The organism is Brevundimonas faecalis (assembly GCF_040549405.1).
GTDB lineage: Bacteria > Pseudomonadota > Alphaproteobacteria > Caulobacterales > Caulobacteraceae > Brevundimonas > Brevundimonas faecalis.
This window is the reverse complement of sequence record NZ_JBEPTF010000001.1, coordinates 68,120-92,533: the sequence shown is the minus strand read 5'-3', so window position 1 is coordinate 92,533 and position 24,414 is coordinate 68,120. Positions and strand designations below refer to the sequence as shown.

The 24,414-nt window shown below is 68.0% G+C and carries 21 protein-coding genes; 11 read left to right on the top strand and 10 right to left on the bottom strand.

What is annotated here, in order from left to right:
- Positions 1-13: 13 nt before the first annotated feature.
- From mutT to ABIE19_RS00345, 3 genes are read right to left on the bottom strand one after another with little or no spacing between them, the layout of a single operon-like run.
- The gene (gene mutT, locus ABIE19_RS00355; protein WP_354087125.1) at positions 14-430 is read right to left on the bottom strand and encodes an 8-oxo-dGTP diphosphatase MutT; all 417 of its coding nucleotides are present in this window, start codon (positions 428-430) and stop codon (positions 14-16) included.
- On the bottom strand, positions 427-1,806 hold the full coding sequence (gene argJ, locus ABIE19_RS00350; RefSeq protein ID WP_354087124.1) for a bifunctional glutamate N-acetyltransferase/amino-acid acetyltransferase ArgJ: 1,380 nt from the start codon (positions 1,804-1,806) through the stop codon (positions 427-429). Before argJ ends, mutT begins: the two co-directional genes overlap by 4 nt.
- Positions 1,803-2,738 carry a peptidylprolyl isomerase gene (locus ABIE19_RS00345; RefSeq protein ID WP_354087123.1) on the bottom strand — a complete coding sequence of 312 codons (936 nt, stop codon included), beginning with the start codon at positions 2,736-2,738 and terminating at the stop codon, positions 1,803-1,805. The genes argJ and ABIE19_RS00345 overlap by 4 nt, the downstream gene beginning before the upstream one ends.
- A gap of 262 nt (positions 2,739-3,000) precedes the next feature.
- On the opposite strand from ABIE19_RS00345, the gene secA reads away from it, so the two are divergent.
- Entirely contained in the window at positions 3,001-5,853 is a 2,853-nt protein-coding gene (secA, locus tag ABIE19_RS00340; protein ID WP_354087122.1) for a preprotein translocase subunit SecA, read from the top strand.
- Between the two features lie 142 nt (positions 5,854-5,995).
- On the top strand, positions 5,996-7,159 hold the full coding sequence (locus tag ABIE19_RS00335; RefSeq protein ID WP_354087121.1) for an aminotransferase class V-fold PLP-dependent enzyme: 1,164 nt from the start codon (positions 5,996-5,998) through the stop codon (positions 7,157-7,159).
- 2 nt (positions 7,160-7,161) lie between these two features.
- Here ABIE19_RS00335 and ABIE19_RS00330 read toward each other — a convergent pair whose 3' ends face one another.
- From ABIE19_RS00330 to ABIE19_RS00315, 4 genes are read right to left on the bottom strand one after another with little or no spacing between them, the layout of a single operon-like run.
- A complete protein-coding gene (locus ABIE19_RS00330) occupies positions 7,162-7,659 on the bottom strand; it encodes a hypothetical protein (protein ID WP_354087120.1) in 498 nt (165 codons plus the stop codon).
- Between the two features lie 57 nt (positions 7,660-7,716).
- The gene (locus ABIE19_RS00325) at positions 7,717-8,190 is read right to left on the bottom strand and encodes a GNAT family N-acetyltransferase (RefSeq protein ID WP_354087118.1); all 474 of its coding nucleotides are present in this window, start codon (positions 8,188-8,190) and stop codon (positions 7,717-7,719) included.
- Positions 8,191-8,220: 30 nt separating this feature from the next.
- On the bottom strand, positions 8,221-9,144 hold the full coding sequence (locus ABIE19_RS00320; protein ID WP_354087117.1) for an alpha/beta fold hydrolase: 924 nt from the start codon (positions 9,142-9,144) through the stop codon (positions 8,221-8,223).
- Entirely contained in the window at positions 9,110-9,604 is a 495-nt protein-coding gene (locus tag ABIE19_RS00315; RefSeq protein WP_354087116.1) for a Fur family transcriptional regulator, read from the bottom strand. Before ABIE19_RS00315 ends, ABIE19_RS00320 begins: the two co-directional genes overlap by 35 nt.
- 161 nt (positions 9,605-9,765) lie before the next feature.
- Here ABIE19_RS00315 and ABIE19_RS00310 point away from each other — a divergent pair, with 161 nt between their 5' ends.
- Positions 9,766-10,557: a SapC family protein gene (locus tag ABIE19_RS00310; protein ID WP_354087115.1), complete on the top strand. Its 792-nt coding sequence runs from the start codon at positions 9,766-9,768 to the stop codon at positions 10,555-10,557.
- A gap of 75 nt (positions 10,558-10,632) precedes the next feature.
- On the opposite strand, the gene ABIE19_RS00305 is transcribed toward ABIE19_RS00310, so the two are convergent.
- The 3 genes from ABIE19_RS00305 to phyR all read right to left on the bottom strand — a co-directional run bounded on the left by ABIE19_RS00305 (position 10,633) and on the right by phyR (position 13,123).
- Positions 10,633-11,040, bottom strand: coding sequence for a MaoC family dehydratase (locus ABIE19_RS00305; protein ID WP_354087114.1), 408 nt, complete (start codon positions 11,038-11,040; stop codon positions 10,633-10,635).
- 28 nt (positions 11,041-11,068) lie between these two features.
- On the bottom strand, positions 11,069-12,091 hold the full coding sequence (locus tag ABIE19_RS00300; RefSeq protein WP_354087113.1) for an NADP-dependent oxidoreductase: 1,023 nt from the start codon (positions 12,089-12,091) through the stop codon (positions 11,069-11,071).
- A 240-nt stretch (positions 12,092-12,331) separates the two neighbouring features.
- A complete protein-coding gene (phyR, locus tag ABIE19_RS00295; RefSeq protein WP_354087112.1) occupies positions 12,332-13,123 on the bottom strand; it encodes an anti-anti sigma factor/receiver protein PhyR in 792 nt (263 codons plus the stop codon).
- Between the two features lie 216 nt (positions 13,124-13,339).
- Between phyR and nepR the strand changes: the two genes are divergently transcribed.
- The 8 genes from nepR (at position 13,340) to ABIE19_RS00255 (ending at position 24,342) form a co-directional block, all read left to right on the top strand.
- Complete coding sequence (gene nepR / locus ABIE19_RS00290; protein WP_354087111.1) at positions 13,340-13,534, top strand: anti-sigma T factor NepR; 195 nt, start codon at positions 13,340-13,342, stop codon at positions 13,532-13,534.
- Complete coding sequence (locus tag ABIE19_RS00285; protein ID WP_354087110.1) at positions 13,531-14,142, top strand: sigma-70 family RNA polymerase sigma factor; 612 nt, start codon at positions 13,531-13,533, stop codon at positions 14,140-14,142. Before nepR ends, ABIE19_RS00285 begins: the two co-directional genes overlap by 4 nt.
- Positions 14,143-14,214: 72 nt before the next feature.
- A complete protein-coding gene (gene phyK, locus ABIE19_RS00280) occupies positions 14,215-15,906 on the top strand; it encodes a sensor histidine kinase PhyK (RefSeq protein WP_435521133.1) in 1,692 nt (563 codons plus the stop codon).
- 50 nt (positions 15,907-15,956) lie between these two features.
- Entirely contained in the window at positions 15,957-16,094 is a 138-nt protein-coding gene (locus ABIE19_RS00275; protein WP_354087108.1) for an entericidin A/B family lipoprotein, read from the top strand.
- Positions 16,095-16,249: 155 nt separating this feature from the next.
- Positions 16,250-17,368, top strand: a complete 1,119-nt coding sequence (gene ald / locus ABIE19_RS00270) for an alanine dehydrogenase (RefSeq protein WP_354087107.1) — start codon at positions 16,250-16,252, stop codon at positions 17,366-17,368.
- A 59-nt stretch (positions 17,369-17,427) separates the two neighbouring features.
- Positions 17,428-18,483 carry a GTPase ObgE gene (obgE, locus tag ABIE19_RS00265; protein ID WP_354087106.1) on the top strand — a complete coding sequence of 352 codons (1,056 nt, stop codon included), beginning with the start codon at positions 17,428-17,430 and terminating at the stop codon, positions 18,481-18,483.
- Between the two features lie 105 nt (positions 18,484-18,588).
- Complete coding sequence (gene polA, locus ABIE19_RS00260) at positions 18,589-21,483, top strand: DNA polymerase I (RefSeq protein WP_354087105.1); 2,895 nt, start codon at positions 18,589-18,591, stop codon at positions 21,481-21,483.
- 132 nt (positions 21,484-21,615) lie between these two features.
- Positions 21,616-24,342: a TonB-dependent receptor domain-containing protein gene (locus ABIE19_RS00255; protein ID WP_354087104.1), complete on the top strand. Its 2,727-nt coding sequence runs from the start codon at positions 21,616-21,618 to the stop codon at positions 24,340-24,342.
- Positions 24,343-24,414 lie beyond the last annotated feature (72 nt).

Genomic DNA, 24,414 nt, shown 5'->3' with positions numbered 1-24,414 from the left:
GCAGGAGAGGATCTTAAAGCAGGTCGCGCAGCCAGGCGATCAGGGGTTCGTCGGCGGGCGGCATGGGATAGTCCGACAGCTTGCTGGGCTTCACCCAGGCTAGGCCGTCGTGCTCCTTGGCCGTGACGACGCCCGACCAGCGTCGGCACAGATAGAGCGGCATCAACAGGTGGAAGTTCTCATAGGCGTGGCTGGCGAAGACGAAGGGGGCCAGGCAGGCCTCGTTCACGTCGATGCCCAGTTCTTCCTTCAGTTCGCGGATCAGGGCCTGCTCGGGCCGTTCGCCCGGCTCGACCTTGCCGCCGGGGAATTCCCACATCCCGGCCAGTTGCTTGCCTTCGGGCCGGCGCGCGATCAGGACGCGGCCGTCCGGATCGATCAGGGCGACGGCGACGACGAGGACGGTGGGAACGGCGGACGCTTCGCTCACGAACGATAGTCCCCGTTGATCTCAATGTAGCGCTTGGTCAGGTCGCAGGTCCAGACGGTGGCCGAGGCCCGACCCGAGGCGACATGGACGGTGATGTCGATTTCCGAATTCTTCATGTAGGCGCTCATCTTGGCCTCATCGTAGTCGGGAGCCGGGGCGCCGTCGATCGCGGCCGTATGCGGTCCGAACCAGATGGCCAGACGGTCGCGATCCACCGCCTCCTCGGTCTTGCCCACGGCCATGACGATGCGGCCCCAGTTGGCGTCCTCGCCCGCGATGGCGGTCTTGACCAGGGGGCTGTCGGCGATCGACTTGGCCAGCTTGCGCGCCGAGGCGGGACTGGCGGCGCCGTCCACGGTGACGCGGACGAACTTGGTCGCCCCCTCGCCGTCCTTCACCAACTGATGGGCCAGGTCGAGCATGACCCGATCCAGGGCGGCCGAAAATTCCTTCAGGCGACGGTCGCCGACTCGGCCGATGCGCGGCGCACCCGAGGCGCCGGTGGCGAACAGCAGGGCCGTGTCGTTGGTCGAGGTGTCGCCGTCCACCGTCACCGAGTTGAAGGTGGTGCGGACATGCAGGTTCAGCAGGGCCTTCAGCACCGGCGGGGCGATGTCGGCGTCGGTGACGATGAAGGCCAGCATGGTCGCCATGTCCGGCGCGATCATGCCCGACCCTTTGGCGATCCCGGCGATGCGGACCTTCACCCCCTCGATCTCGCACTCGGCGTAGGAGCCCTTGGGGAAGGTGTCCGTGGTCATGATGCCCACGCCCGCCTTGGCCCAGGCGTCTGCTTTCAGCCCCGCCTCGATCTCGGGCAGGCGCGCGCTGATCTTGGCGTCGTCCAGAACCACGCCGATGACGCCGGTCGAGGCCAGCATGACGTCGCGCTGGCGGCAGCCGAAGCGCTTGGCCGCCTCGGAGGCGGTGCGGCGGGCCGCGTCGGCCCCGGCCTTGCCCGTGAAGGCGTTGGCGCAGCCGGCGTTGACCACCAGGACCTTGACGTCCTCGCCGCCCTTGTCGGCGTCCAGGTGGCGCTTGCACCAGTCGACGGGGGCCGAGCCCACCTTGTGCCGGGTGAAGACCCCGGCGCAGGACGCCCCCTCGGGGAAGTGGAAGACGACCAGGTCGTCGCGCTCATGCTTGTAGAAACCGGCGCGGGCGGTGGCGATCTCGACCCCGCCGATGGGCGGAATGGCCGGGAAGGGAACGGCCAGGGGCGAGACCATCAGGCCCGGCTTGCCCGGCGCTGCCTTGGCCGAGGACGGCTGGGTGGCGCGCTTCAGGGCCGAGGCCAGGGGATCCAGGGCCTTTTCGATGGCGGTTTCGATCATCTGGCCGGTCGAGCCGGACTTGGAGGCGGGGGGACGGCTCATGAGGCGTTTCCGGCGGAGGCAGGGTTTGCGGCGGGACGCGCGCCCGGAGCGGGCGCGGCCTGAGGCTTGGGAGAGGAAGGAAGCAGAAGCTCGACCGAGGCCTTGCCTCGCAATCGCTCCAGCAGTTGGCGCACGCCTTCATAGGTCAGGTAGCGGACGATGAGGGGGCGAGCCTGATCCAGGGTCGGCGGCGTCTCGACGCGGCGATCCTCGATCCGCAGCACGGCCCAGCCGTTCTCGGTCTGGACCGGACCGACCACGGCGCCCGGCGCCTGGCCGCGCAGGGCGGCGGCGTAGGGCGCCGGCAGGACGTCCAGGGTGGAGTAGCCCAGGTCGCCGCCGGAATAGCGGGTGGCGTCGTCGGTCGAGCGCTGGGCGGCCACGGCCTCGAAGGCCGCGCCCTGGCCCAGGACGCCGACCACGGCGTCGGCCTGTTCCTTGGTGTGGGACAGGATCAGACGCACCCGGACCTCCTCGGTCGTCTGGGCGCGGCGCTGCTGTTCCTGATACAGGCGCTCGACCGCCTGATCCGAAACCGCGTCGCTGACGACGTCCTCGACCAGCATGTCGCCGAGGATGCGCTCGTGCACCGCCTCCAGGCGACGCTGGGCCGCCGGGCTCTTGTCCAGACCACGACGGCGGGCCTCGGCGGCCAGAAGTTTCTGATCGACCACTTCATCCAGAACGCGACGGAACAATTCGGAGGAAGCGTCCAGGGGTTCTCCCTCGCCCACCAGCCCCTGGGCCACGGCCTCGCGCCGCACGTCGGAGGCCCAGACGGCGCGGTCCAGAACCCGGGCCACGATGCGATCGTCCTTTTCTGGCGGGGTTTCGGCGGGTCCTCGCCCGCAGGCGGCCGTCAGCGTCAGGGCGACGAGCGCGGGCGCGAGCAGCGGCCGAAGGCCTGGCGGGACGGGACGCGAAAGACGCATCGGGCGCTCCGGTCGGGATTGAAAAGCGGCGGCCGGGAGCCCGTCAGGCCCTGGCCCTTGAAAGCCCCTCGCGTTGACAGGGGTAAGGGCGGTGCTTAAGTCCCGGCTGCGCCCAAGTCGAGGGGTTTTCGATCGTCTGCGCGGCCCCTGCGCGCGCCCCGGATTCCGGGGGCCGCCGGGACCGGCGTCGATCCGGGCCTTCGACCGGACGTTCCCTGTTTCCAGAGCCTTCAGCCGCTCGACCGCCTGACCCGGATCGCCCATGCTCGGCTTCGCCAAGAAAATCTTCGGTTCCTCCAACGACCGTAAGGTCAAGGCCTTCCAGTCCGAGGTCCAGAAGATCAACGCCCTGGAATCCAAGTTCGAGGCCTTCTCGGACGACGAACTGCGCATGATGACGCAGGCCTTCAAGGATCGCATCGAAGGCGGCGAGAGCCTGGACAAGATCCAGAGCGAGGCCTTCGCCGTGGTGCGCGAGGCGTCCAAGCGCGTCCTGGGCCAACGTCAGTACGACGTGCAGATGGCCGGCGGCATGATCCTGCACGAAGGCGGCATCGCCGAGATGCGGACTGGCGAAGGCAAGACCCTGGTGGCCGTGGCCCCGGTCTACCTGAACGCCCTGCTGGGCAAGGGCGTCCACGTCGTCACCGTCAACGACTACCTGGCACGCCGCGACGCCGAGACCATGGGCCGCGTCTACCGCTTCCTGGGCCTGGAAGTCGGCGTCATCGTCAACGGCCTGTCGCAGGGCCAGCGCCAGGCGGCCTACAACGCCGACATCACCTACGGCACCAACAACGAATTCGGCTTCGACTATCTGCGTGACAACCTAGTCTACGACCGTCGCGAGATGGTGCAACGCAGCCACCACTTCGCCATCGTCGACGAGGTCGACTCCATCCTGATCGACGAGGCGCGCACGCCTCTGATCATCTCGGGCCCGACCGAGGACCGCTCGGACCTCTACAAGATCGTCGATGCGATCGTGAAAGAGCTGATCGTCGACAAGACCACCTTTGATCTCGACGAGAAGCAGCGTCAGGCCCTGCTGACCGAACTGGGTTCGGAACGCATCGAGGAGATGCTGGAGACCGGCGGCCACTTCGCCGAGGACACCACCGACCTCTATGATCCGGCCAACGTCAGCCTGGTTCACCACGTCAACCAGGCCCTGCGCGCCAACACCCTGTACCAGCGCGACAAGGACTACATCATCAAGGGCGGCGAGATCGTCCTGATCGACGAATACACCGGCCGCATGATGACGGGCCGTCGCCTGTCCGAAGGTCTTCACCAGGCCATCGAGGCCAAGGAAGACGTCAAGATCATGCCCGAGAACCAGACCCTGGCCTCGGTGACGATCCAGAACTACTTCCGCCTCTACGAAAAGCTGTCCGGCATGACCGGCACGGCCGCGACCGAGGCCCAGGAATTCCTCGACATCTACAAGATGGACGTCCTGGAGGTGCCGACCAATCGTCCGATCCAGCGCAAGGACTACGACGACGAGGTCTATCGCACCTTCAAGGAGAAGAACGGGGCCATCGCCGCCCAGATCGCCGAGTGCCACGTCAAGGGCCAGCCCATCCTGGTCGGCACCGTCTCGATCGAGAAGTCGGAAGAACTGTCGGAAGTCCTCAACACCTACGCCTACAAGGTCGAGACCGGACGCGCGCTCAAGGCCGAGTACGCCGGTCGCGAGAAGGAAGCCCAGAAGGTCGGCGACGAGGCCTATGACATCACCTACGTCACGGGCCGCGGCATTCCGCACAACGTCCTGAACGCGCGCCAGCACGAACAAGAAGCCTATATCGTCGCCGACGCCGGTCTGCCCGGCGCGGTCACCATCGCCACCAACATGGCCGGCCGCGGCACCGACATCCAGTTGGGCGGCAACCTGGAGATGCGCGTCCAGCGCTGGCTCCAGGAACAGCGCAACATGGCCGTGGAAGTCACGCCTGAAAGCCAGTCGGCCCAGGAAGAGGCGTTCAAGGCCGAGATCGCCGTCGCTAAGGAACAGGCGCTGGCCGCCGGCGGCCTGTTCGTCCTGGGCACCGAGCGTCACGAGAGCCGCCGCATCGACAACCAGTTGCGCGGCCGCACCGGCCGTCAGGGCGACCCCGGCACCTCGAAATTCTATCTGTCGTGCGAAGACGACCTGCTGCGCATCTTCGCCGGCGACCGCCTGGACGCCATCATGAAGTCCTTCGGCGTGGCCGAGGGCGAGGCCATCAGCCACCCCTGGCTGAACCGCGCCGTCGAAACCGCCCAGAAGCGCGTCGAAGCCCGCAACTACGACATGCGCAAGAACGTGCTGAAGTACGACGACGTCGTGAACGATCAGCGCAAGGCCGTCTTCGAACAGCGCCAGGAGTTCATGGACTCCGAGGACCTGTCGGAACTGGTCGCCGACTTCCGCGCCGACGTGATCAACGACCTGGTCGAACGCTACATGCCGCCCAAGGCCTATGCCGAGCAGTGGGACATCGACGGCCTGGACGAGAAGGTGAAGTCCACCCTCGGCCTGGAGCTGCCTCTGCACGACTGGGCCGCCGAGGAAGGCGTCTCCAACGAGGAGATCGAGGAGCGGCTGATGGCCGCCGCCGAGGCCCGCGCCGCCGAGCGCCTGGAGCTGATCGGCGCCGAGCAGACGCGCGGTCTGGAAAAGCAGTTCATGCTGCAGATGATCGACATGCAGTGGCGCGAACACCTGGTCCACCTGGACCACCTGCGCGGCGTCATCGGCCTGCGCGGCTACGGCCAGCGCGACCCGCTGAACGAGTACAAGACCGAAGCCTTCAACCTGTTCGAGACCCTGCTGCACGACCTGCGCCACAACGTCACCCGTTGGCTGATGACGGTCGAGTTCCGCTTCGAGGCTCCGCCCGCCATGGAGATGCCCGAGTTCCAGGAAATTCACCTGAACCCCGGCACCGGCGAGAACGAGATGATCAATCCGATGGCCCAGAACCCCGAAGGCATGCTGACCGGCGACGACCGTTCCAAGCTGCCGGTCGAGGCCCTGCCGGTCGGCTGGGAACGCACCAGCCGCAACGCCGACTGCCCCTGCCATTCGGGCCGCAAGTTCAAGCACTGCCATGGTAGTTTGATCTAAAGGCGCTGCCGCGCGGCGCTACGCTCGCGACGCGGTCGCTCGCGGCTTGAGCGCCGAAAGACTGAGTTGAGAGAGGCGGGCTCGCGACGGCGACCCGCCTCTTTTCTGTTGGGCCCAGCGCCGATCCGGGTAAGGTCGGGACATGAGCTACAAGCCCCTCTTCTCGCGCGCCCTGGGTCTGGATCCCGAACGGCTGCATTTCGCCGCCCACAGCCACCACCTATGGCCCGACGCCAGTTTCGACGCCCAGGTCCAGGCCTGGGCCGAGGCCAATCGCTTCGCCGACCGCAAGTGGGACCTGGTGTTCGGCGAGGTCGTGCCGGAGGCCCAGAAGCATGTGGCCGAGGAACTGGGCCTGCCTTCGCCCGACAGCCTGATCTTCACCTCCAACACCCACGACCTGCTGCTGCGGATCGTTTCGGGCGTGGAGACCAAGCCCGTGCGCATCCTGGCCACGGACGGGGAGTTCCACTCCTTCCGCCGCCAGTCGGAGCGCTGGGAGGAGGCGGGCGAGGCCGTGGTGGCGCGCGTGCCGCTGCAGCCCTTCGCCACCTTCGCCGAGCGCTTTGTCGCCGCGGCGCGGGCGGGGGGCCATGACCTGATCTTGGTCAGCCAGGTCTTCTTCCGCACCGGCCAGGTCTTCGACGCCGTAGAGGAACTGGCCGCCCTGGCCGATCCGGACGGTCCCTGGGTGGTCATCGACGGCTATCACGGCTTCATGGCGACGCCGACCGACCTATCCCGAGTGGCGGACAGGGTCTTCTATCTGGCGGGCGGCTACAAGTACGCCATGGCGGGCGAAGGCGCCTGTTTCCTGCACGCCCCGCCGGGCTTCTGCCCCCGGCCGGTCATCACAGGCTGGTTCGCCGAGTTCGGACATCTGGAAGGTCCGCCCGGCGGCGTTCAGTACCGCACCGACGGCGGCCGCTTCTGGGGCGCCACCTTCGACTGCAGCGCCCTGTACCGTTTCAACGCCGTGCGGCGGATGCTGGGCGAGCAGGGCCTGACCACCGCCAAGATCGCCGCCCATGCGCGCGGCCTGCAAGCCCGGTTCCAGACGGCGATCCGCGACGGCGAAGCGGGCGTCCTGTCGACGGCGGACATCCTGAATCCCGTCGAAGGCGAGAGTTCTCGCGCCCGCTTCCTGGCCCTGCGCTCGGACGAGGCCGCGCGCTGGAAGACGGAACTGCAGCGGATGAACGTCATCGCCGACGTCCGCGACGACGTGATCCGCTTCGGCTTCAGCCTGTATCAGAGCGAAGACGACGTGGAGAAGCTGATCCACGCCTGCGCCCGGCTGGACTGAACTCAGAAGAAGAGGCTGTCTTCCTGGCGCCGGGCCTCCGGCGGAGCCCGGCGCGTCGGGGGCGCACGCGGCGGTCGTTGAGCGCCCGGCGCGACGGAAGACGGCGCCGGCCGGGACGGAGCGGCTTGAGGGCGAGCCTTCGCCGGGGCTGAAGCGGGGGACGCATCCGCCTCATCGTCATCATCGAAGATCGACGAGACGACGGAGCGAGGCCGGGCCTCCGGAAGCCGGACTTCGGCTTCAACCCGAGGCGCCGGACCGGCCGACGGCACGACGGGATAGGGCACGGGCGAGGCGCGGCTCTCCTTCGGAGGCCGCGACGGCGGCGGCGCCGAAACAGGCGTGACTGCGGCTGGAGGCGTCGTTTCCGTCAGCCGCTGGTCCGCCGCCTTCCATAGAATGGCCACGCCGAGCGCCAGCAGGACCAGGCCGATCACGGCGCCGATCAGCGATCCGACGAGGATGCGCGACAGGTTGGAGGAAACGGCGGACGACGGCATGACCCGTCAAGGCCTACCACTGAACGCCCGCACGACAAGCCCCGCGATGGAATTGGGTCAGGACGCGGCCGCCATGGCGGCGGCCGACCAACGCACCACCGCCTTCTCTTCCAGCTCGGCGCCCAGGCGAGCGTAGAAACGTCGGGCGCCGAGATTATCCGGCTGAACCTCCCAACGCGCGCCCAAGCCCTCGGCCATGGCCTCGGCCGCGAAGGCCCGCATCAGGGCTTCGCCCACGCCGGCTCCGCGCGCGTCCGCGACGACGAACAGGTCATCGAGGTTGAAGTAGTCGCCCCCGCGCCAGATGCCGTAGACGCGCGTCCAGGACACGAAGCCGATCGCCCGTCCGCCTGCTTCCGCCAGCAGGAAGAAGGCCAGCGGCGGCTTGGCGGACATGGCGTGCGCCAGGCTTTCCGGCGTGGCGGCCAGATAGGCCGCATACCCTTCATGCTCGGCGAGCGCGCCCATCAGGGCGTGAAGCTGTTCCGCATCCTTAGCAACAGCGCGACGCACGGCGACATCGATCGTCATGACAATCAGCCTCCCGGCGACATGAGCGGCTCAGACCCCGAGATCGAACAGGGCGTCGCGCACGACCTCCGGATGGGTCATGGGCAGGAGATGGCCTGAGCCCGCGACCTGCTCCACGCGCAGCCGATCCCCTTGCGTTTCCGACATGTGGGTCAGACTGCCGGTCGCGGCCTTCAGAACCCTTACGCCGCCCGGATAACGCCTCAGCGCGCGCCAGGGATTGTGCGCTTGGGCCGCATAGTTGGAGGCTTCCCAGGCCGGCGAACAGGTCAACTCGAACCCGCGATCCGTCTCGATCAGACCGTCGAGCAGATAGTCGGCCAGCATCATGTCGGACCAGCCCTTGAAGGCGCCGCGCCCGCGATAGGCGGCCAGCGCCTGCTCGCGACTGTCGAAGATCGAGCGTCGTTTCAAGGTGCCGGCGACGATCGGCGAGCGGGCCGCCAGTCGGCCGACGAAGGGCAGGCTCATCGCCAGCACCATTTCACGCCGCCAGATCACGGGGTCCAACAGCAGCAGACGCGACACCTTTTCAGGCCGCTCGGCCGCCGCCAGAAGGCCGCTGGTCCCGCCGATGGAATGGCCGGCCAAGGCGACCGGGGGCCCATCGAGACCGTCCAGCAGGGATATCAGGTCGTCGCGATGGTCGATCCAGCTGCGCCTTCCCCTGGGATCGGCCGGCAGGCGCGTTCGCCCATGTCCGCGCAGGTCCGGCGCCCATATGCGCAGCGCGCCCGACAGGGGCTGGAGCAGCGAACGATAGGTCCAGGCGTTGAAGCCGTTGGCGTGGACGAAGACCAGGTCGACGGGTCGGTCCGGGGCCCCGAAGTCCAGCACCGCCATTCGGCCTGCGCCCCAACGATTGTCGATGGGGACCGTCAGACGACGCGGCGCCGACTGGGTCAGGGCGTCCATCGCCTCAGGCCGCCACGCGGCAGGCAGGGCAACGACCATGGCCCTCGATCGTCGTCCGCTCGATCGCATAGCCGGCCTGCGAAGCCGCGGCGGCGAAGGCGTCCCCGCCCGCCACGGCCACTTCCTCGGTCGCGCCGCAACAGTCGCAGATCAGGAAGGCGGCGGCGTGGGAACGACCTTCCACCGCCTCGGCCGTGCAGGCCACATAGGCGCTGATGGAGGCGATGCGATGGACCACGCCCCGTCGCTCCAGAAACTCAAGGGCGCGATAGACCGTCGGGGGCTTGGCCGCCTGCCCGTCCACGCCGAAACGGGCGATCAGATCATAGGCCTTCACGGGCTCCCCCGCCTCTAGCAGCAGTTCCAGCACCCGACGACGCGGCGCGGTCATCCGCTCGCCGGCCTCGGCGCACTGCGCCTCCACCGAAGCCAGGGCCTGGGAGACTTCCCCAGGACCCGGGCGGCTTTCGAGGTGTTCATGATCACATGCGGCGCCCATGTCCCACAGCTAAGGGCTCCGGCGCCGCATCGCAACCTTCGTCGGCGCCGCATCCCGCCACACGATATTCCAGGGTTCAGCGAACCATCGCGTTTGCGACGCGCCCGGCCATGGGCTAGAAGGCCCGACCTTTTCTGTTCAGAAATCGATCCGACACACACATGACCGACACCACGTCCCAAGCGTCCGGCCCCCTGTCTGGCAACGTCCTCTTCTACGGCCAGCCCGAGCCCCTGTCGGCCGAGGTCCACGGCAAGCTGGGCGTCACGCCCGCCGACAAGCCCTACGCCTTCGTCGCCCAGACCAATATCGTGCCGCTGACGGTCACGGAATTCGCCCCTGCCGCCCTGTCCTACCCGATCATCTTCGTCGGCGAGAACAAGCAACCGGTCGTGGCCATGGGCCTGCGCCAGAACGACAATCTGTTCATCGATAACGGCGACTTCCGTCCGGACGCCTACATCCCGGCCTATATCCGCCGCTATCCCTTCGTCTTCGCCAACGACGACGCCCAGGGTCGCATGATCCTCTGCATCGACCGCGCCGCCTCCTTCGTCGGCGAGAACGCGGAAATTCCGCTGTTCAACGGCGACCAGCCCAGCGACTACGTCAATAATGCGATGGAGTTCTGCAACAACTTCGAACAGGAGCGCCTGCGCACCGAGTCCTTCGTCAAGCTGCTGACGGATCTGGACCTGTTCGAAACCCGCGAGGCCAACTTCACGCCGCGCAACCCGGACGGCTCGGCCGGCGAGGTGCAGAAGCTGGCGGAATACTTCGCCGTTTCGGAAGACAAGCTGAAGGCTCTGCCGGCCGAGAAGCTGGTCGAGCTGCGCGACAACGGCGCCCTGGGTCAGATCTACGCCCACCTGGTGTCCCTGCTGGGTTGGGACCGCCTGATCGCCATGGCCTTCACGCGCGCCGCCGCCGAGCCGGTCGCCGCCAACGCCTGATCCCCGGCCTTCAGCCGCGCTGAAAACGAAAGCCCCGCCGTTTCCGGCGGGGCTTTTTTTAGGTCTGCCCTGACTTCAGCGTCGAGCCACGAGGGCCCGGGTCAGGCAGGAGAAGACCAGACGCCCCGCTTCATCCAGCAGGTCCTGCTGCGCGATGACGATGCCTTTTTCGTCGCCGACGGGATCCTTGCCCATGATCGTCAGGCGTCCCCTCAGCAGCTCGCCCGACGGCGGGTTGCGCATGAAGCGCAGACCGTCGATCGCCAGGGTCTTGGTTCCCGCCCAGCCGCCGGTCTTCTCCGCCGACAACCGGCTCCACAGGGCGTAGACCAGGGCGTCGGGGGCGCCGTAGGCCGTGTCCCAACCCGGCAGGAAGCGTTCGGCGAACACCTCAAGAGCCGCCTCGTCGACGGCGCAGGCCCCCAGGGGGATGACCTGACCGACCTCGAGATCCTCGAAATGGACATGCAGGGCTTCGGTCATCCGACGGGCTTCCTTAAACGGGCGAGGCTCAGGCTGCGGGCTCTTCCGAAACCCGCACCAGCAGCTTGCCGTCATGGTCCCCGGTGAACAAGCGGTTCAGGGAGGTCACAGCCCCTTCCAGGCCGTCGTCCACATGGACCTTCCACTTGACCTTCCCGTCGGCCAGCCAGGGGCCCATTTCCTCGACCATTTCCCGGGCGCGATGGGCGTAGTCGAGGACGAGGAAGCCCTTCACGTCCAGCCGATGGGTGATGATGCGGCTGAAGTTCGGCGACGGCGGCATGCGGGTGGCGTTGTAGGAGGAGATCAGGCCGCAGACCGCCATGCGGGCGTGGACGTTCAGCCGGTTCCAGACCGCGATCATGATGTCGCCGCCCACGTTCTCGAAATTCAGATCGATCCCGTCCGGCGCCAGGCGATCCAGGGCCGCGCCGACGTCCTCGTTCTTGTAGTCGACGGCGGCGTCGAAGCCGAGTTCATCAGTCAGCCACCGGCATTTCTCGGCCCCGCCGGCGATGCCGATGACCCGCGCGCCGCGCTGCTTGGCCACCTGGCCGGCGATGGAGCCGACCGCGCCGGCCGCCGCCGAAATGACCAGGGTTTCTCCGGCCTTGGCCTTCAGCACGTCGGTGACGCCGAAGTAGGCGGTCAGGCCCGTCATTCCGAGCACGGACAGATTGGCCGTCAACGGCAGGCCCGGCGCGCGGTGGACAGGGCGCAGACCCTGCTCGTGCACCACGGCGTAGTCGGCCCAGCCCCCGGACAGGGGCGTGACCACGTCGCCGGTCTTGAAGCGATCCGACCGCGACTGCTCGACCACGCCCAGGGTCAATCCGCGCATGACGTCGCCCAGGCCGACCGGCGGCAGATAGCCTTCCGAGTCGTTCATCCAGGTCCGGTTCGTGGGATCCAGCGACAGATAGAGGGTGCGGACCAGGACCTCCTGATCCTTCAGATCCGGCACGGGCGTCTCAACCAGTTCCAGGTCGCCGTCCTGGATCAGACCCTTGGGGCGCTGACGCAGGACCCACTGACGGTTGCGAAGGCTCATGACGCGTCTCCATCGGTTTTCTTTGAAGACCCATAGTGGCGCATGGGCGCTTCCTGTCGAGTGGGCGCGGCGATCCAGGCAAAGAAAAAGCGGACCGTTTCCGGTCCGCCCAAGGTCGCATCATCGAGAATGAGGTGCGGAGACGACAGGCCGGAGCACCGGCCGGGTCGGGGGCTTCGTCGCCTCCGCATCAGTCAAACGCCGAGGCGGGAACTCCGTTCCCTGCCGGCGAGCCTAGATTCAGGCCGCCTGCTTCTGGCGCGACGGGTGGAAGAAGAGGGCCTGGCTGATCGCCGCCTTCACCGTCTCCGGCTGGAAGGGCTTGGTGATCAGGAAGGTCGGCTCGGGCCGCTCTCCGGTCAGCAGGCGTTCGGGGAAGGCCGTGATGAAGATGACCGGCACGTCGAGGGTCTTCAGGATGTCCTTGACCGCGTCGATGCCCGAAGAGCCGTCAGCCAGTTGGATATCGGCCAGGACCAGACCGGGGCGATGGCGCGCGACCACGTCCAGGGCCTCGTCGTGGGTGGTGGCCGTGCCCGTGACCCGATGGCCCAGCTCCTTCACCAGGCTCTCGATGTCGGCGGAGATGATGGCCTCGTCCTCGATGATCAGGACGTCGGTGGCCAGTTCGGCGTCGATGTCGGCCTGGGCCTCGGCGATCAGGCGTTCCACGCTCTGGGCGTCGACGCCCAGGATCTGGGCCGCCTCGGAAGGGGTGAAGCCTTCGAGGGCCGTCAGCAGGAAGGCCTGGCGCGAACGCGGCGAAATCCGCATCAGACGGCGGGCCGCGTCGTCGCCGGCCTCCACCGTCGTATCGTCGAGGCGGGCGCCGGTGGAGGACCAGATCGTGTGGAAGACGTGGTAGAGGGCGACGCGCGGCGTCATGTCTTCCGGCAGTTGACGCTCGCCGGCCGCCAGGGCCTCCAGCGCAACACGCACATAGTTGTCGCCACGCGCTTGATCTCCCGTCAGCGCGCGAGCGTAGCGGCGGACATAGGGCAGATGCGGCGCAAGCCGGGCGAGAAGACTCATTCGATTTCCCCAAATCTCGGCGACAGGAACAAAATTCGCCTCAGCTTGCCACAACGCCCGCCCCGGACAAGGGTTCCCGCCCCTCCACGGCCAAGGTCTCGATCTGAAACACAAGCTTGAGCGTGAAAAGACGCCGGTCTAGGAACCCTATGGGACAGGAGGCGTTCTTCGCTTCCATGAGCGACGACATCTGGCTTGGGCGGCGGCCGACACTCGATGAATGATTTCAAGGACACCAACCCGCGATCCGACGAAGAGCACGGGTTGGAGGAAGTACGTCTGCGTCAGCAGGCCATAGGCGTAAAGCTGCGCCACCTGTTCGACGAGGTGGTGAACGAGCCCATCCCCGACGAATTCCTCGAAATCCTGCGAAAAGCCGACGAGAAGACGCAGTCCAAGGAGGGGCAGTGAGCAGCGCCGAAACGCCTCCCAAACCGCCCTCGAGCGACGATGCGGCGTTCAAGAAGGAGCTGGTGACGCTGATCCCGCATCTTCGCGCCTTCGCCCGCACCCTGACCGGCGACCCCACCGCGGCCGACGACCTGGCGCAGGAAGCCATGATGAAGGCCTGGGACGCCCGGGCCAGCTATCAGATGGGCACCAACATGAAGGCCTGGACCTTCATGATCCTGCGCAACCAGTTCTATTCGGAGAAGCGCCGGTCCTGGCGTCAGACCCAGCTTGACCAGGAAGCGGCCGAGCGGACCCTGATCGCGGTCGACGACCCCGAGGCGCCGGTGGCCCTGGACGAACTGCGCCAGGCGTTGAAGTCCCTGCCCGAGGAACAGCGCGAAGCCCTGATCCTGGTCGGCGCGGGCGGCTTCGCCTACGAGGAGGCGGCCGAGATCTGCCAATGCGCCGTGGGCACGGTGAAGAGCCGCGTGTCGCGCGCCCGCAAGGCGCTGCAGGCCATTCTTGAAAGCGGCGGTTATGGTCGTGACGGCCAGGCGGCGGGCGACGCCATGCGCTCGATTCTGGCCGACGCCGACAGGCTGAGCGGCGGTTCGCGGCGGGACTGACCCGTGCTGCGGTTCGGCCGCGCGCTGGGGCGCAAACTGGGGCGGCCGAGCGTTCAGGGCATTCGCTTCCGAATGGGCCTGGCCATGGCCGCCGCCCTGCTGCCCATCCTGATCCTCAGCGCCAACCAGACCCAGGTGGAATTCCGCCGCCAGGCCGAGGAAAGACGTCTGGACCTGCAACTGGCCGCCGAACGCAGCGCGGTGGACGCCAAGGCCCAGATCGACAGCACCACCATCCTGCTCCAGACTCTCGCGCCTGAGGCGGCGGGCTTCTATTGCGAGCCGCGGCTGACGGCCCTGGTGTCCCGACTGGACTCCATCTCCGGCCTGCGCCGCTTCAACGAGGCCGGAGACGAGGTCTGCGCCTCACGCCGGAGCGGTCAGGCCGCCGACGACGCGGCCGCAAGCCATGTGCGCGACCAGGACTGGTTCCAGCGCCTGAGAAACGGCGAGGAGGTGGTGATGGCCCGCGCGCCCGGCGCGCCGGATTCCCTGATCGTGGCCGTCCGTTCCCAACGTCCGCTGGGCGCCTTCCAGGGCGCGGTGGCCGCCGTCATCCCCCTGTCGACCCTGCAGCCCGACATCAGCGATCCCGCCCTGCCGCCGGGATCGCAATCGGCCATCACCGACGCCGACGGCCGCATCCTGACCTCCACCGACGCCTCGGCCTTCGCGGTTCGTCGCGCCGGCGGGCTGAAGACCTGGATCCAGGGCATCCCCCGGGGGGAGGCCTCGCTGCATGAAACGCGCAACAAGGAAGGGCGCCCCCACGTCTACGCCGCCACCCGCCTGGCGGGCCGGGACCTGTTCGTCCTGCTGTCGGCCCCTTCGTCGGGCCTGCTGTCCTGGGCCCGGCTGAACCCGATCGGCGTCCTGCTGCTGCCGCTGGCGGCCTGGCTGACGGCCTTCCTGGCGGTCATGCTGCTGTCGGAGCGGATCATCATCCGCTGGCTGGCCTATCTGGAACGGATCGCCGCCATCTATGCGCGCGGCCGGTTTAGCGTCCGCCCCGTCCAGGCCGAGCGCGCCCCGGCCGAGATCCGCGTCCTGGCCCGCACCCTGGGCGTTCTGGGCGACAACATCACCCGGCGCGACCAGGCCCTGCTCGACTCCCTGGACGAGAAGGACGCGCTGATGCGCGAGATCCATCACCGGGTGAAGAACAACCTGCAGATCATCTCCTCTCTGCTGTCCATGCAGCAGCGGGCGGTGTCGGACCCGGCCGCGCGGGCCGCCCTGGGCGACACCCGCCAGAGGATCACGGCCCTGGCCCTGATCTACCGCACCCTCTACCAGAGCGACGACATCCGGGCGGCGGACTCTCGCGCCTTCCTCAGCGAACTGGTCGGGCAGTTGATCGCCGGAGAGGCCACGCGCGGTCCTCTGGTCACAAGCGCCGTCGAGGCGGATCAGCTGGTGATCGATCCCGACAAGCTAGCGCCCGTAGCCCTGTGGCTGGTCGAGGCGGTGTCCAACGCCCAGAAGCACGCCTTCGCCGGGCGCGGCGGCGACCTGCAGGTCCGGTTCAAGGTCCAGGGCGACACCAGCGTGCTGGAGGTTCAGGACGACGGTCCGGGCGTCAGCGAGGACGACGCCGCCGGGGTGGGCCGCACCCTGATGACCGCCTTCGCCAAGCAGTTGCGCGGACAGGCCGAGATCATCGACGCCCCGGGCGGCGGCTCCATCGCGCGCCTGACCTTCCCCACGCCGGAAGCCGTCGTGCCGAGCGAGGGCGCCGGAACCGCCACGCCGTCCTCGCGTTGATTTCGGGAAGGGCGGAACGACCGCCCTGCCCTTTCAACCCGGAGTCGACCATGCGCAAACTGTTCATCCTGGCCGCCGCCGCGGCCCTGCTTTCCACCGCCGCCTGCAACACCATCGCCGGGGTCGGCAAGGACACCCAAGCCGCCGGCCAGGCTGTCGAAGGCGCCGCCCGCGACGCCAAGAACTAGACCTCGAGAACCCAAGCCCGCACGCCCCCGCAGCCGATCCGGTTGCGGGGGTTTTTGCGTCGCGCCCCGGTCGATTCCGGGTGGCGGGGCGCCGACGGGAGGTTTAGCGTCCCGCCTGCTCCGCTTGTGAGGCGGCCGGGTTCAGGAGGGTTTTCATGCGCGTCGGCGTCCCCCGTGAGATCAAGACCAACGAGCATCGGGTCGGCCTGACCCCGACCGCCGTCCGCGAATACGTCGCCCACGGGCACGAGGTCCGGATCGAGACCGGCGCCGGACTGGGCGCGGGCTTCACCGACGCCGACTACGTCAAGGCGGGCGCGACCATCGTCGCCGACGCCGCGACAGTCTTTGCCGACAGCGAGATGATCGTGAAGGTCAAGGAGCCCCAGCCCATCGAGTGGGCGCGGCTGCGGCCCGACCACATCCTCTTCACCTATCTGCACCTGGCGCCCGACCCGGAACAGACCAAGGGCCTGCTGGCCTCGGGATGCGCCGCCATCGCCTATGAGACGGTGACGGATCGGAACGGGGGCCTGCCGCTGCTGGCGCCCATGTCCGAGGTGGCCGGACGGATCGCCGTCTTCTCCGCCGCCGAGACCCTGTTGAAGCACAACGGGGGCATGGGCCTGCTGTTCTGCGGCGTGCCGGGCGTGGCGCCGGCCCGGGTGCTGGTCCTGGGCGGCGGGGTCGTGGGGCTGAACGCCGCGCGCATGGCCATGGGCCTGGGGGCCGAGGTGGTGGTGCTGGAACGGTCCATCCCCCGCATGCGGGACATCGACGAACTGACCGGGGGACGGGTCATCACCCGCTATTCCTCCATCGGCGCGATCGAGGAGGAGTTGGTCAAGGCCGACGTGGTGATCGGGGCCGTTCTGGTGCCCGGCGCCGAGGCCCCGACCCTGGTCCGCCGCGACCAGCTGAAGTCGATGAAGCCGGGCAGCGTCCTGATCGACGTGGCCATCGACCAGGGCGGCTGCTTCGAGACCTCGCGCCCCACCACCCACGAGGACCCGACCTATGTGGTGGACGGGGTGGTCCACTACTGCGTCGCCAACATGCCGGGCGCCGCGCCCCGCACCAGTTCCGAGGCCCTGAACAACGCCACCCTGCCCTTCGGCCTGGCCCTGGCGGACAAGGGGCTGGAGGCCCTGAAGAAGGACCCGCACCTGGCGCGCGGCCTGAACGTGCTGAAGGGCGAGATCACCTATCCGGCCGTGGCCGAGGCCCTGGGCCTGGAATGGCGCGACCCGTTCGGCGTCTGGGCGCGGGGTTGAAAACGCCCTGATTTCTTCCCGGCCTGTAAATCGCCGCTCTCTTGAGCCATAAGGCCGCGATGAAGTTCCTCGACCAGGCCAAGATCTATATTCGCTCGGGTGCGGGCGGCGCCGGCGCCGTCTCGTTCCGACGCGAGAAATTCATCCCCAACGGCGGCCCCGACGGCGGCGACGGCGGCAAGGGCGGCGACGTCTGGGTCGAGGCGGTCGAGGGGCTGAACACCCTGATCGACTACCGCTACCAGCAGCATTTCAAGGCCCAGACCGGCCACCACGGCCAGGGCCGTCAGATGCACGGCGGCAAGGGCGAGGACGTGGTCCTGCGCGTCCCGGTCGGCACCCAGGTGCTGGACGAGGACAAGGAGACCGTCCTGCTCGACATGGACAAGGCGGGCGAGAAGGTGAAGCTGCTGTCCGGCGGCAACGGCGGCTGGGGCAATACGCGCTTCAAGGGGCCGACCAACCAGGCGCCGACCTACGCCAACCCCGGCCAGGAGTTCCAGGAGCGCTGGATCTGGCTGCGGCTGAAGCTGATCGCCGACATCGGCCTGGCCGGCCTGCCCAACGCCGGCAAGTCGACCTTCCTGTCCGCCGCCTCGGCCGCGCGGCCCAAGGTGGCGGACTATCCCTTCACCACCCTGACGCCCAATCTGGGCGTGGTGGACCTGAGCCCGTCGGAACGCTTCGTCATCGCCGACATCCCCGGCCTGATCGAGGGCGCCAGCGAGGGCGCGGGGCTGGGCACCCGCTTCCTGGGCCACGTCGAGCGTTCGGCCAGCCTGATCCACCTGATCGACGGCACCCAGGAGAACGTCGCCGAGGCCTATCGCATCATCCGCGGCGAGTTGGACGCCTACGGCGCGGGCCTGGCCGACAAGGTCGAGCTGCTGGCGCTGAACAAGATCGACGCCCTGTCGCCGGAAGAGCGCGAGGAAAAGGTCGCCGAACTGGCGGCCGCGTCCGGCAAGACCCCCTATCTGGTGTCCGGCGTGTCCGGCGAGGGCGTGACGGAACTGCTCCGCGCCGCCTGGGCCGAGGTCCGCAGGACGCGCGGCGAGATCACCGCCGAGGGCGACGACGCCCTCCCCGAAACGCCCGGCGGCTGGCAGCCGTAAGGGTTTTCTCCTCCCCCGCTGCGCAGGGGAGGAGAAGAAGAGGCCGCTAAACTGCGGAGCGCTTAAGCCGATGACGGCGCGCCTTCGGCCGCCTATGTTCGCGGCATGACCGACGCCGCAGCCGAATCCGCCGACCGCCCCCTGACGCAAGACGGGCCGCCGCTGCGGCTGTGGATGATCGACGCCTCGGCCTATATCTTCCGCGCCTATCACGCCCTGCCGCCGTTGACGCGCAAGTCGGACGGCCTGCCCGTGGGGGCGGTGCAGGGCTACTGCAACATGTTGTGGAAGCTGTTGAAGGACATGAAGGGCGAGGACGGGCCGACGCACCTGGTCGCCGTCTTCGATCATTCGGAGAAGACCTTCCGCAACGACCTCTATGATCAATACAAGGCCCACCGCCCGCCGGCGCCCGAGGACCTGGTCCCGCAGTTTCCGCTGGTGCGCGAGGCGACCAAGGCCTTCGGCGTTCACTGCGTCGAGATGGCCGGATACGAGGCCGACGACCTGATCGCCACCTATGCCTGCAAGGCGCGCGATGCGGGCGGCGAGGCGGTGATCGTCAGCTCCGACAAGGATCTGATGCAGCTGATCGGCGACGGCGTGGTCATGTACGACCCGATGAAGGACCGCCGCCTGGCCGAGGAGGCCGTGTTCGAGAAGTTCGGCGTCACCCCGGACAAGGTGGTCGAGGTTCAGGCCCTGATTGGCGACAGCGTCGACAACGTGCCCGGCGCGCCCGGCATCGGGCCGAAGACGGCCGCCCAGTTGATCCACGAGTTCGGCGACCTGGACACGCTTCTGGCCCGCGCGGGCGAGATCAAGCAGCCCAAGCGCCGTGAGACCCTGATCGAATTCGCTGATCAGATCCGCCTGTCGCGCCGACTGGTCCAACTGACCTGCGACGCGCCGATCCCTGAGCCGATCGACGACTTCGTCATCCGCGATCCCGATCCCGAAACCCTGTCGGCCTTCCTCGAAACGATGGAATTCCGGTCCCTGGCCCGCCGGGTCGGCGACGGCAAGGCGCCGGTCAAGGAGGGCTCGGCCTTCACGCGCCAGCCGACGGCGCCGGTGGCCACGCCGCGCTACGCCCCGACCGAGGTCGCCGCGCCGGTCGACGCCCACGCCTTCGACCTGGACCGCTATGAATGCGTTCAGACGGTGGAAGACCTGGATCGCTGGATCGCGCGCGCCAAGGCGGCGGACGTGGTCGGCTTCGACACCGAGACGGACGCCCTGTCCGCGACCCACGCCGGGCTGTGCGGCGTGTCGCTGGCGGTCGGGCCGAACGAGGCCTGCTACATTCCGCTGACGCATGAGCATGAGCCAACCGGCGACGGCGGCCTGGACTTCGGCGACGGCGGCGACGCCCGCCCGCCCCTGACGCAGATCGACAAGCCCACGGCCCTGGCGCGGCTGAAGACCCTGCTGGAAGACCCGTCGGTGCTGAAGGTGGGACAGAACATCAAATACGACCTGGCGGTCATGGACCGGCGCGGCGTGCGCGTCGCCCCGATCGAGGACGTGATGCTGATCTCCTACGTCCTGGAGGGCGGTCTGCACGGCCACGGCATGGACGAGCTGTCGCGCCTGCACCTCGGCCACGAGCCCATTCCGTTCAAGAGCGTGGCGGGGACCGGCAAGAGCCAGAAGAGCTTCAAGCACGTCGAGTTGAAGTCGGCCGTCCGCTACGCCGCCGAGGATGCGGACGTGACCCTGCGCCTCTATCGCCTGTTGCAGCCGCGCCTGGCGAGCGAACGCCTGACCACCGTCTATGAGACCCTGGAGCGGGGCATGCCGCCGGTCCTGGCCGACATGGAGCGGGCGGGCGTCCGGGTCGATCCCGACCGGCTGCGTTCGCTGTCCTCCAGCTTCGGCCAGCGCATGGCCGAGTTGGAAGAGGAGGCGCACAAACTGGCCGGCCGGCCCTTCAACATCGGCAGCCCGCGACAGATCGGCGACATCCTGTTCGGCGAGATGAACCTGCCCGGCGGCAAGAAGACCGCCAGCGGCCAGTGGGGCACCGACGCCAGCGTGCTGGAGGAGTTGGCTCAGAACCACCCCCTGCCCCGCACCATCCTGGACTGGCGTCAGTTGTCGAAGCTGAAGGGCACCTATACCGACGCCCTGGTGGCGGCGGCGGACCCGACGACCCACAGGGTGCACACCTCCTATCAGCTGGCGGCGGCCAACACGGGACGGCTGGCCTCGTCCGATCCGAACCTGCAGAACATCCCGATCCGCACCGAGACGGGCCGCCAGATCCGCCAGGCCTTCATCGCCTCGCCGGGCCATGTGCTGATTTCGGCCGACTACAGCCAGATCGAGCTGCGCCTGCTGGCCCATATCGGCGACATCCCCGAGCTGAAGCGCGCCTTCAAGAGCAGCTTGGACATCCACGCCGCCACGGCGTCGGAAATGTTCGGCGTGCCGGTCGAGGGCATGCCCAGCGAGACGCGCCGCCGGGCCAAGGCCATCAATTTCGGCATCATCTACGGCATCAGCGCCTTCGGCCTGGCCGCCCAGCTGGGCATCGACCAGGGCGAGGCCGGGGCCTACATCAAGACCTATTTCGAGCGCTTCCCCGGCATCCGCGACTACATGGACAAGACCAAGGCCCTGGTGAAGCAGCAGGGCTTCGTCACCACCGTCTTCGGGCGGCGCATCCACATCCCGGCCATCCATTCCAAGTCGGGCGCCGAGCGTCAGTTCGGCGAGCGCGCGGCCATCAACGCCCCGATCCAGGGCGCCGCCGCCGACATCATCCGCCGCGCCATGATCCGCATGCCGGGCGCCCTGGTCGAGGCCGGGCTGCGGACGCGCATGCTGCTGCAGGTCCACGACGAACTGGTGTTCGAGGCGCCCGAGGCGGAAGCCGAAGCCGCCATCCGCGTCATCCGCCGGGTGATGGAGGGCGCCGCCGAGCCGGCCGTCGCCCTGACCGTTCCCCTGGACGTCGAGGCCAAGGCCGCTGGAAACTGGGACGACGCCCACTGAGGATTGTTGAGATAATCTCTCGTACGGGCGCGAACTTCTAAATGCACGATGCGGCGATAACGGCTTTTCGTGGAATAAAATTCGCCTAAACCTCGACCACTTGGAACTCCCCGCCAAGATCAAGGTATAGTTGTGAAAAAGAGTCTGCTGCGGCTGTCGGCCGCCGCCATCGCCCTGACGACGGCCTCGCCCGTCTTCGCCCAGTCCGCGTCGTCGACGCCCCAAGCGGACACGCCCGAGCCCGAAGCCGTCTCGACCGTCGAGGAAGTCGTCGTCACCGGCTCGCGCATTCGCCGTGTCGATCTGGAGGGCGTGGCCCCCGTCTCGGTCCTGACCGGCGAGGCCATCGACACGCGCGGCTTCCGCAGCGTGTTCGACGCCCTGAGCCAGGCGACCCAGAACACGGGCTCGGTCCAGGGCGAGGACTTCGGCGCCACCTTCACCCCGGCGGCCAACGTCATCTCCCTGCGCGGGCTCGGCCCCAACCACACCCTGGTGCTGCTGAACGGGCGGCGGGTGGCGGAATATCCATCGGCCTACAACGGCTCGGTCAATGCGGTGAACCTAGCCAACCTGCCCAACGCCGTGGTCGACCGGATCGAGGTCCTGACCGGGGGCGCCGGCGCCATCTACGGCTCGGACGCCATCGCCGGGGTGGTCAACATCAAGCTGAAGCAGAAGACCGATGGCTTCGACGCCTCGCTCCGCCACGGCGGCACGCAGCAGGGCGGCGGCGAGAACTGGCGCGCCCAGTTGTCGGGCGGCCGCAGCTGGGACCGCCTGGATGTGGTCGGCAGCCTGGAATACAGCCAGCGCGACGCCATCTTCTGGGGCGACCGCGAGATCAGCGAGTCCTACACCCGCTACGCCGAGCCGGGCACGGTCCCGCCGGCGATCTTCTCGAACCGCAACCCGATCACCCGCGCCTATTATGATCCGCCCGCGGGCGTGTGCGAGGGCCTCTATGGTCTGCAGGGCGGGACGATCGTGCGGGTCGGCGCGGCCAGCGGCGGCTCCTATTGCGGCAGCGACGCCTTCTACAGCACGCGCACGATCCAGACGCAGAAGGAATCGGGCAACGCCTATCTGGGCCTGACCTATCACCTGAACGACGATACGGAGGTGTTCGGCGAGTTCCTGTACGGCAAGACCCAGGTGGACAACGTCGTCCGGTCGCTGAGCTGGAACAAGACCTTCTGGAACGAGACGGCCGGGCGGCTGGAAGCCTGGAATCGCGTCCTGACGCCCGAGGAAACGGGCGGCGCCTTCGGCGTCGGCAACCGCTATGACGAGGAGAACTGGAACGCCGTCCTGGGCGTGCGCGGCCGTCTGGGCGGCTGGCGCTACGAAGCCGCCCTCAACCGGTCCGAATATGTCAGCGACCAGAGCCGGGTGCGGCTGCTGACCGGGGTCGACGCCTTCTTCCTGGGCGCCCAGAAGGGGACGCGCCAGGTTTCGGGCACGACCCAGCCGGTCTATGCGCCCGCCGCCAACCGCCTCTACACGCCGCTGACGACCGCCGAGTTCGGGACGATCGCCGGCCGCTTCACCGATCACAACACCTCCTGGCTGCAGGACTTCACCGTCTCCGTGGACGGCGATCTGTGGCAGCTGCCCGCAGGCCCGCTTCAGGCCGCCGCCGTGGTCGAGATCGGCGAGCAGGGCTACAGGAACCAGCCCGATCCGCGCCTGAACACGGGGATCGCCTGGAACACCAGCGGCTCGCAGCCCTCGGGCGGGGACCGCAAGCGACAGGCGGCGGGCCTGGAACTGCGGATTCCGATCCTGGAGCAGCTGACCGCCACCGTGGCCGGCCGCTACGACCGCTATGAATACCGCGGCGAGTCGGTGGACAGCCCGACCTACAGCCTGGGCCTGCAATACCGGCCGATCCCCAGCCTGCTGCTGCGCTCGAGCTATTCGACCAGCTTCCGCGCCCCGGACATGAACTACATCTTCGCCACGGAGACGCGCGGCTACTATCCCGGCGTGACGGACTATTATCAGTGCCGCCTGGAAGGGCAGGACTATTCCAGCTGCGACATCCAGTACAACATGGACTTCACGCGGACCGGAAACGCCCAGCTGCAGCCGGAGAAGGGCAAGTCCTTCACCGCCGGTTTCGTCTGGACGCCCAGCAAGGCCTTCGACCTGCAGTTCGACTATTATGAGCTGGAGATCAGCCAGCAGGTGACGTCGCTGAGCGAGGACATCGTCCTGCGTACCGAGGCGGACTGCCGCCTGGGCCGCACGCCCAGCGGCGGGACGGTCGATCCCAAGTCCGCCCTGTGCCTGGACTATGTCGGGCGGGTGGCGCGCAATCCCGGGAACGCGGCGATCAACCCGAACCAGGTCACGCGCATCACGGTCAATCCGATCAATGCGGCCAGCGAGACCACGCGCGGCTTCGACGCCACGATCAACGCCCGTCACGTCTTCGAGAACCGCGGCCTGCTGAGCGGCAGCCTGACCTACACCAAGGTCCTGGAACACGAGTATCAGCAGTTCGAGGGCGATCCGACCTTCGACTATCTGCGCGACCTGTCGCGTCAGTCGGACTGGCGCGACCGCCTGTCGGGCAGCGTCACCTGGGACGCGGGTCCGTGGACGGCCACGCTGTACGGCATCCGCTACGGGACCATTCCGACCAACGACTATGAATCGGAGCGGGACCCCTACGCCGTGTTCAACGCCAGCGTCCGCTATCGCGTGAACGACAAGGCCTCGGTCTCGGTCATCATGAACAATGTCGCCGACAGCTATCCCACGGACCGGACCGGCGGATGGCCGAACTATTCGATCGGCTGGTACGACATCTACGGCCGTCAGACCTGGGTCCAACTGGACTACAGCTTCTGACACCTGGAGGGGGCGGCGACGCCCCCTCCCTTTTTTCCGGCGTCCGGACTAGGGTTTGGCCTTCCCTTTGCA

Excerpts from the sequence above, each read along its gene's own strand:
- ABIE19_RS00320 (WP_354087117.1), bottom strand. The coding sequence starts at position 9,144 with ATGGTCGTTGCCCTGCCTGCCGCGTGGCGGCCTGAGGCGATGGACGCC.
- ABIE19_RS00310 (WP_354087115.1), top strand. The coding sequence starts at position 9,766 with ATGACCGACACCACGTCCCAAGCGTCCGGCCCCCTGTCTGGCAACGTC.
- ald (WP_354087107.1), top strand. The coding sequence starts at position 16,250 with ATGCGCGTCGGCGTCCCCCGTGAGATCAAGACCAACGAGCATCGGGTC.
- ABIE19_RS00305 (WP_354087114.1), bottom strand. The coding sequence starts at position 11,040 with ATGACCGAAGCCCTGCATGTCCATTTCGAGGATCTCGAGGTCGGTCAG.
- polA (WP_354087105.1), top strand. The coding sequence starts at position 18,589 with ATGACCGACGCCGCAGCCGAATCCGCCGACCGCCCCCTGACGCAAGAC.
- ABIE19_RS00275 (WP_354087108.1), top strand. The coding sequence starts at position 15,957 with ATGCGCAAACTGTTCATCCTGGCCGCCGCCGCGGCCCTGCTTTCCACC.
- ABIE19_RS00330 (WP_354087120.1), bottom strand. The coding sequence starts at position 7,659 with ATGCCGTCGTCCGCCGTTTCCTCCAACCTGTCGCGCATCCTCGTCGGA.
- ABIE19_RS00315 (WP_354087116.1), bottom strand. The coding sequence starts at position 9,604 with ATGGGCGCCGCATGTGATCATGAACACCTCGAAAGCCGCCCGGGTCCT.
- nepR (WP_354087111.1), top strand. The coding sequence starts at position 13,340 with ATGAATGATTTCAAGGACACCAACCCGCGATCCGACGAAGAGCACGGG.
- ABIE19_RS00345 (WP_354087123.1), bottom strand. The coding sequence starts at position 2,738 with ATGCGTCTTTCGCGTCCCGTCCCGCCAGGCCTTCGGCCGCTGCTCGCG.
- ABIE19_RS00335 (WP_354087121.1), top strand. The coding sequence starts at position 5,996 with ATGAGCTACAAGCCCCTCTTCTCGCGCGCCCTGGGTCTGGATCCCGAA.
- phyR (WP_354087112.1), bottom strand. The coding sequence starts at position 13,123 with ATGAGTCTTCTCGCCCGGCTTGCGCCGCATCTGCCCTATGTCCGCCGC.
- obgE (WP_354087106.1), top strand. The coding sequence starts at position 17,428 with ATGAAGTTCCTCGACCAGGCCAAGATCTATATTCGCTCGGGTGCGGGC.
- ABIE19_RS00325 (WP_354087118.1), bottom strand. The coding sequence starts at position 8,190 with ATGACGATCGATGTCGCCGTGCGTCGCGCTGTTGCTAAGGATGCGGAA.
- phyK (WP_435521133.1), top strand. The coding sequence starts at position 14,215 with ATGGGCCTGGCCATGGCCGCCGCCCTGCTGCCCATCCTGATCCTCAGC.
- argJ (WP_354087124.1), bottom strand. The coding sequence starts at position 1,806 with ATGAGCCGTCCCCCCGCCTCCAAGTCCGGCTCGACCGGCCAGATGATC.
- secA (WP_354087122.1), top strand. The coding sequence starts at position 3,001 with ATGCTCGGCTTCGCCAAGAAAATCTTCGGTTCCTCCAACGACCGTAAG.
- ABIE19_RS00300 (WP_354087113.1), bottom strand. The coding sequence starts at position 12,091 with ATGAGCCTTCGCAACCGTCAGTGGGTCCTGCGTCAGCGCCCCAAGGGT.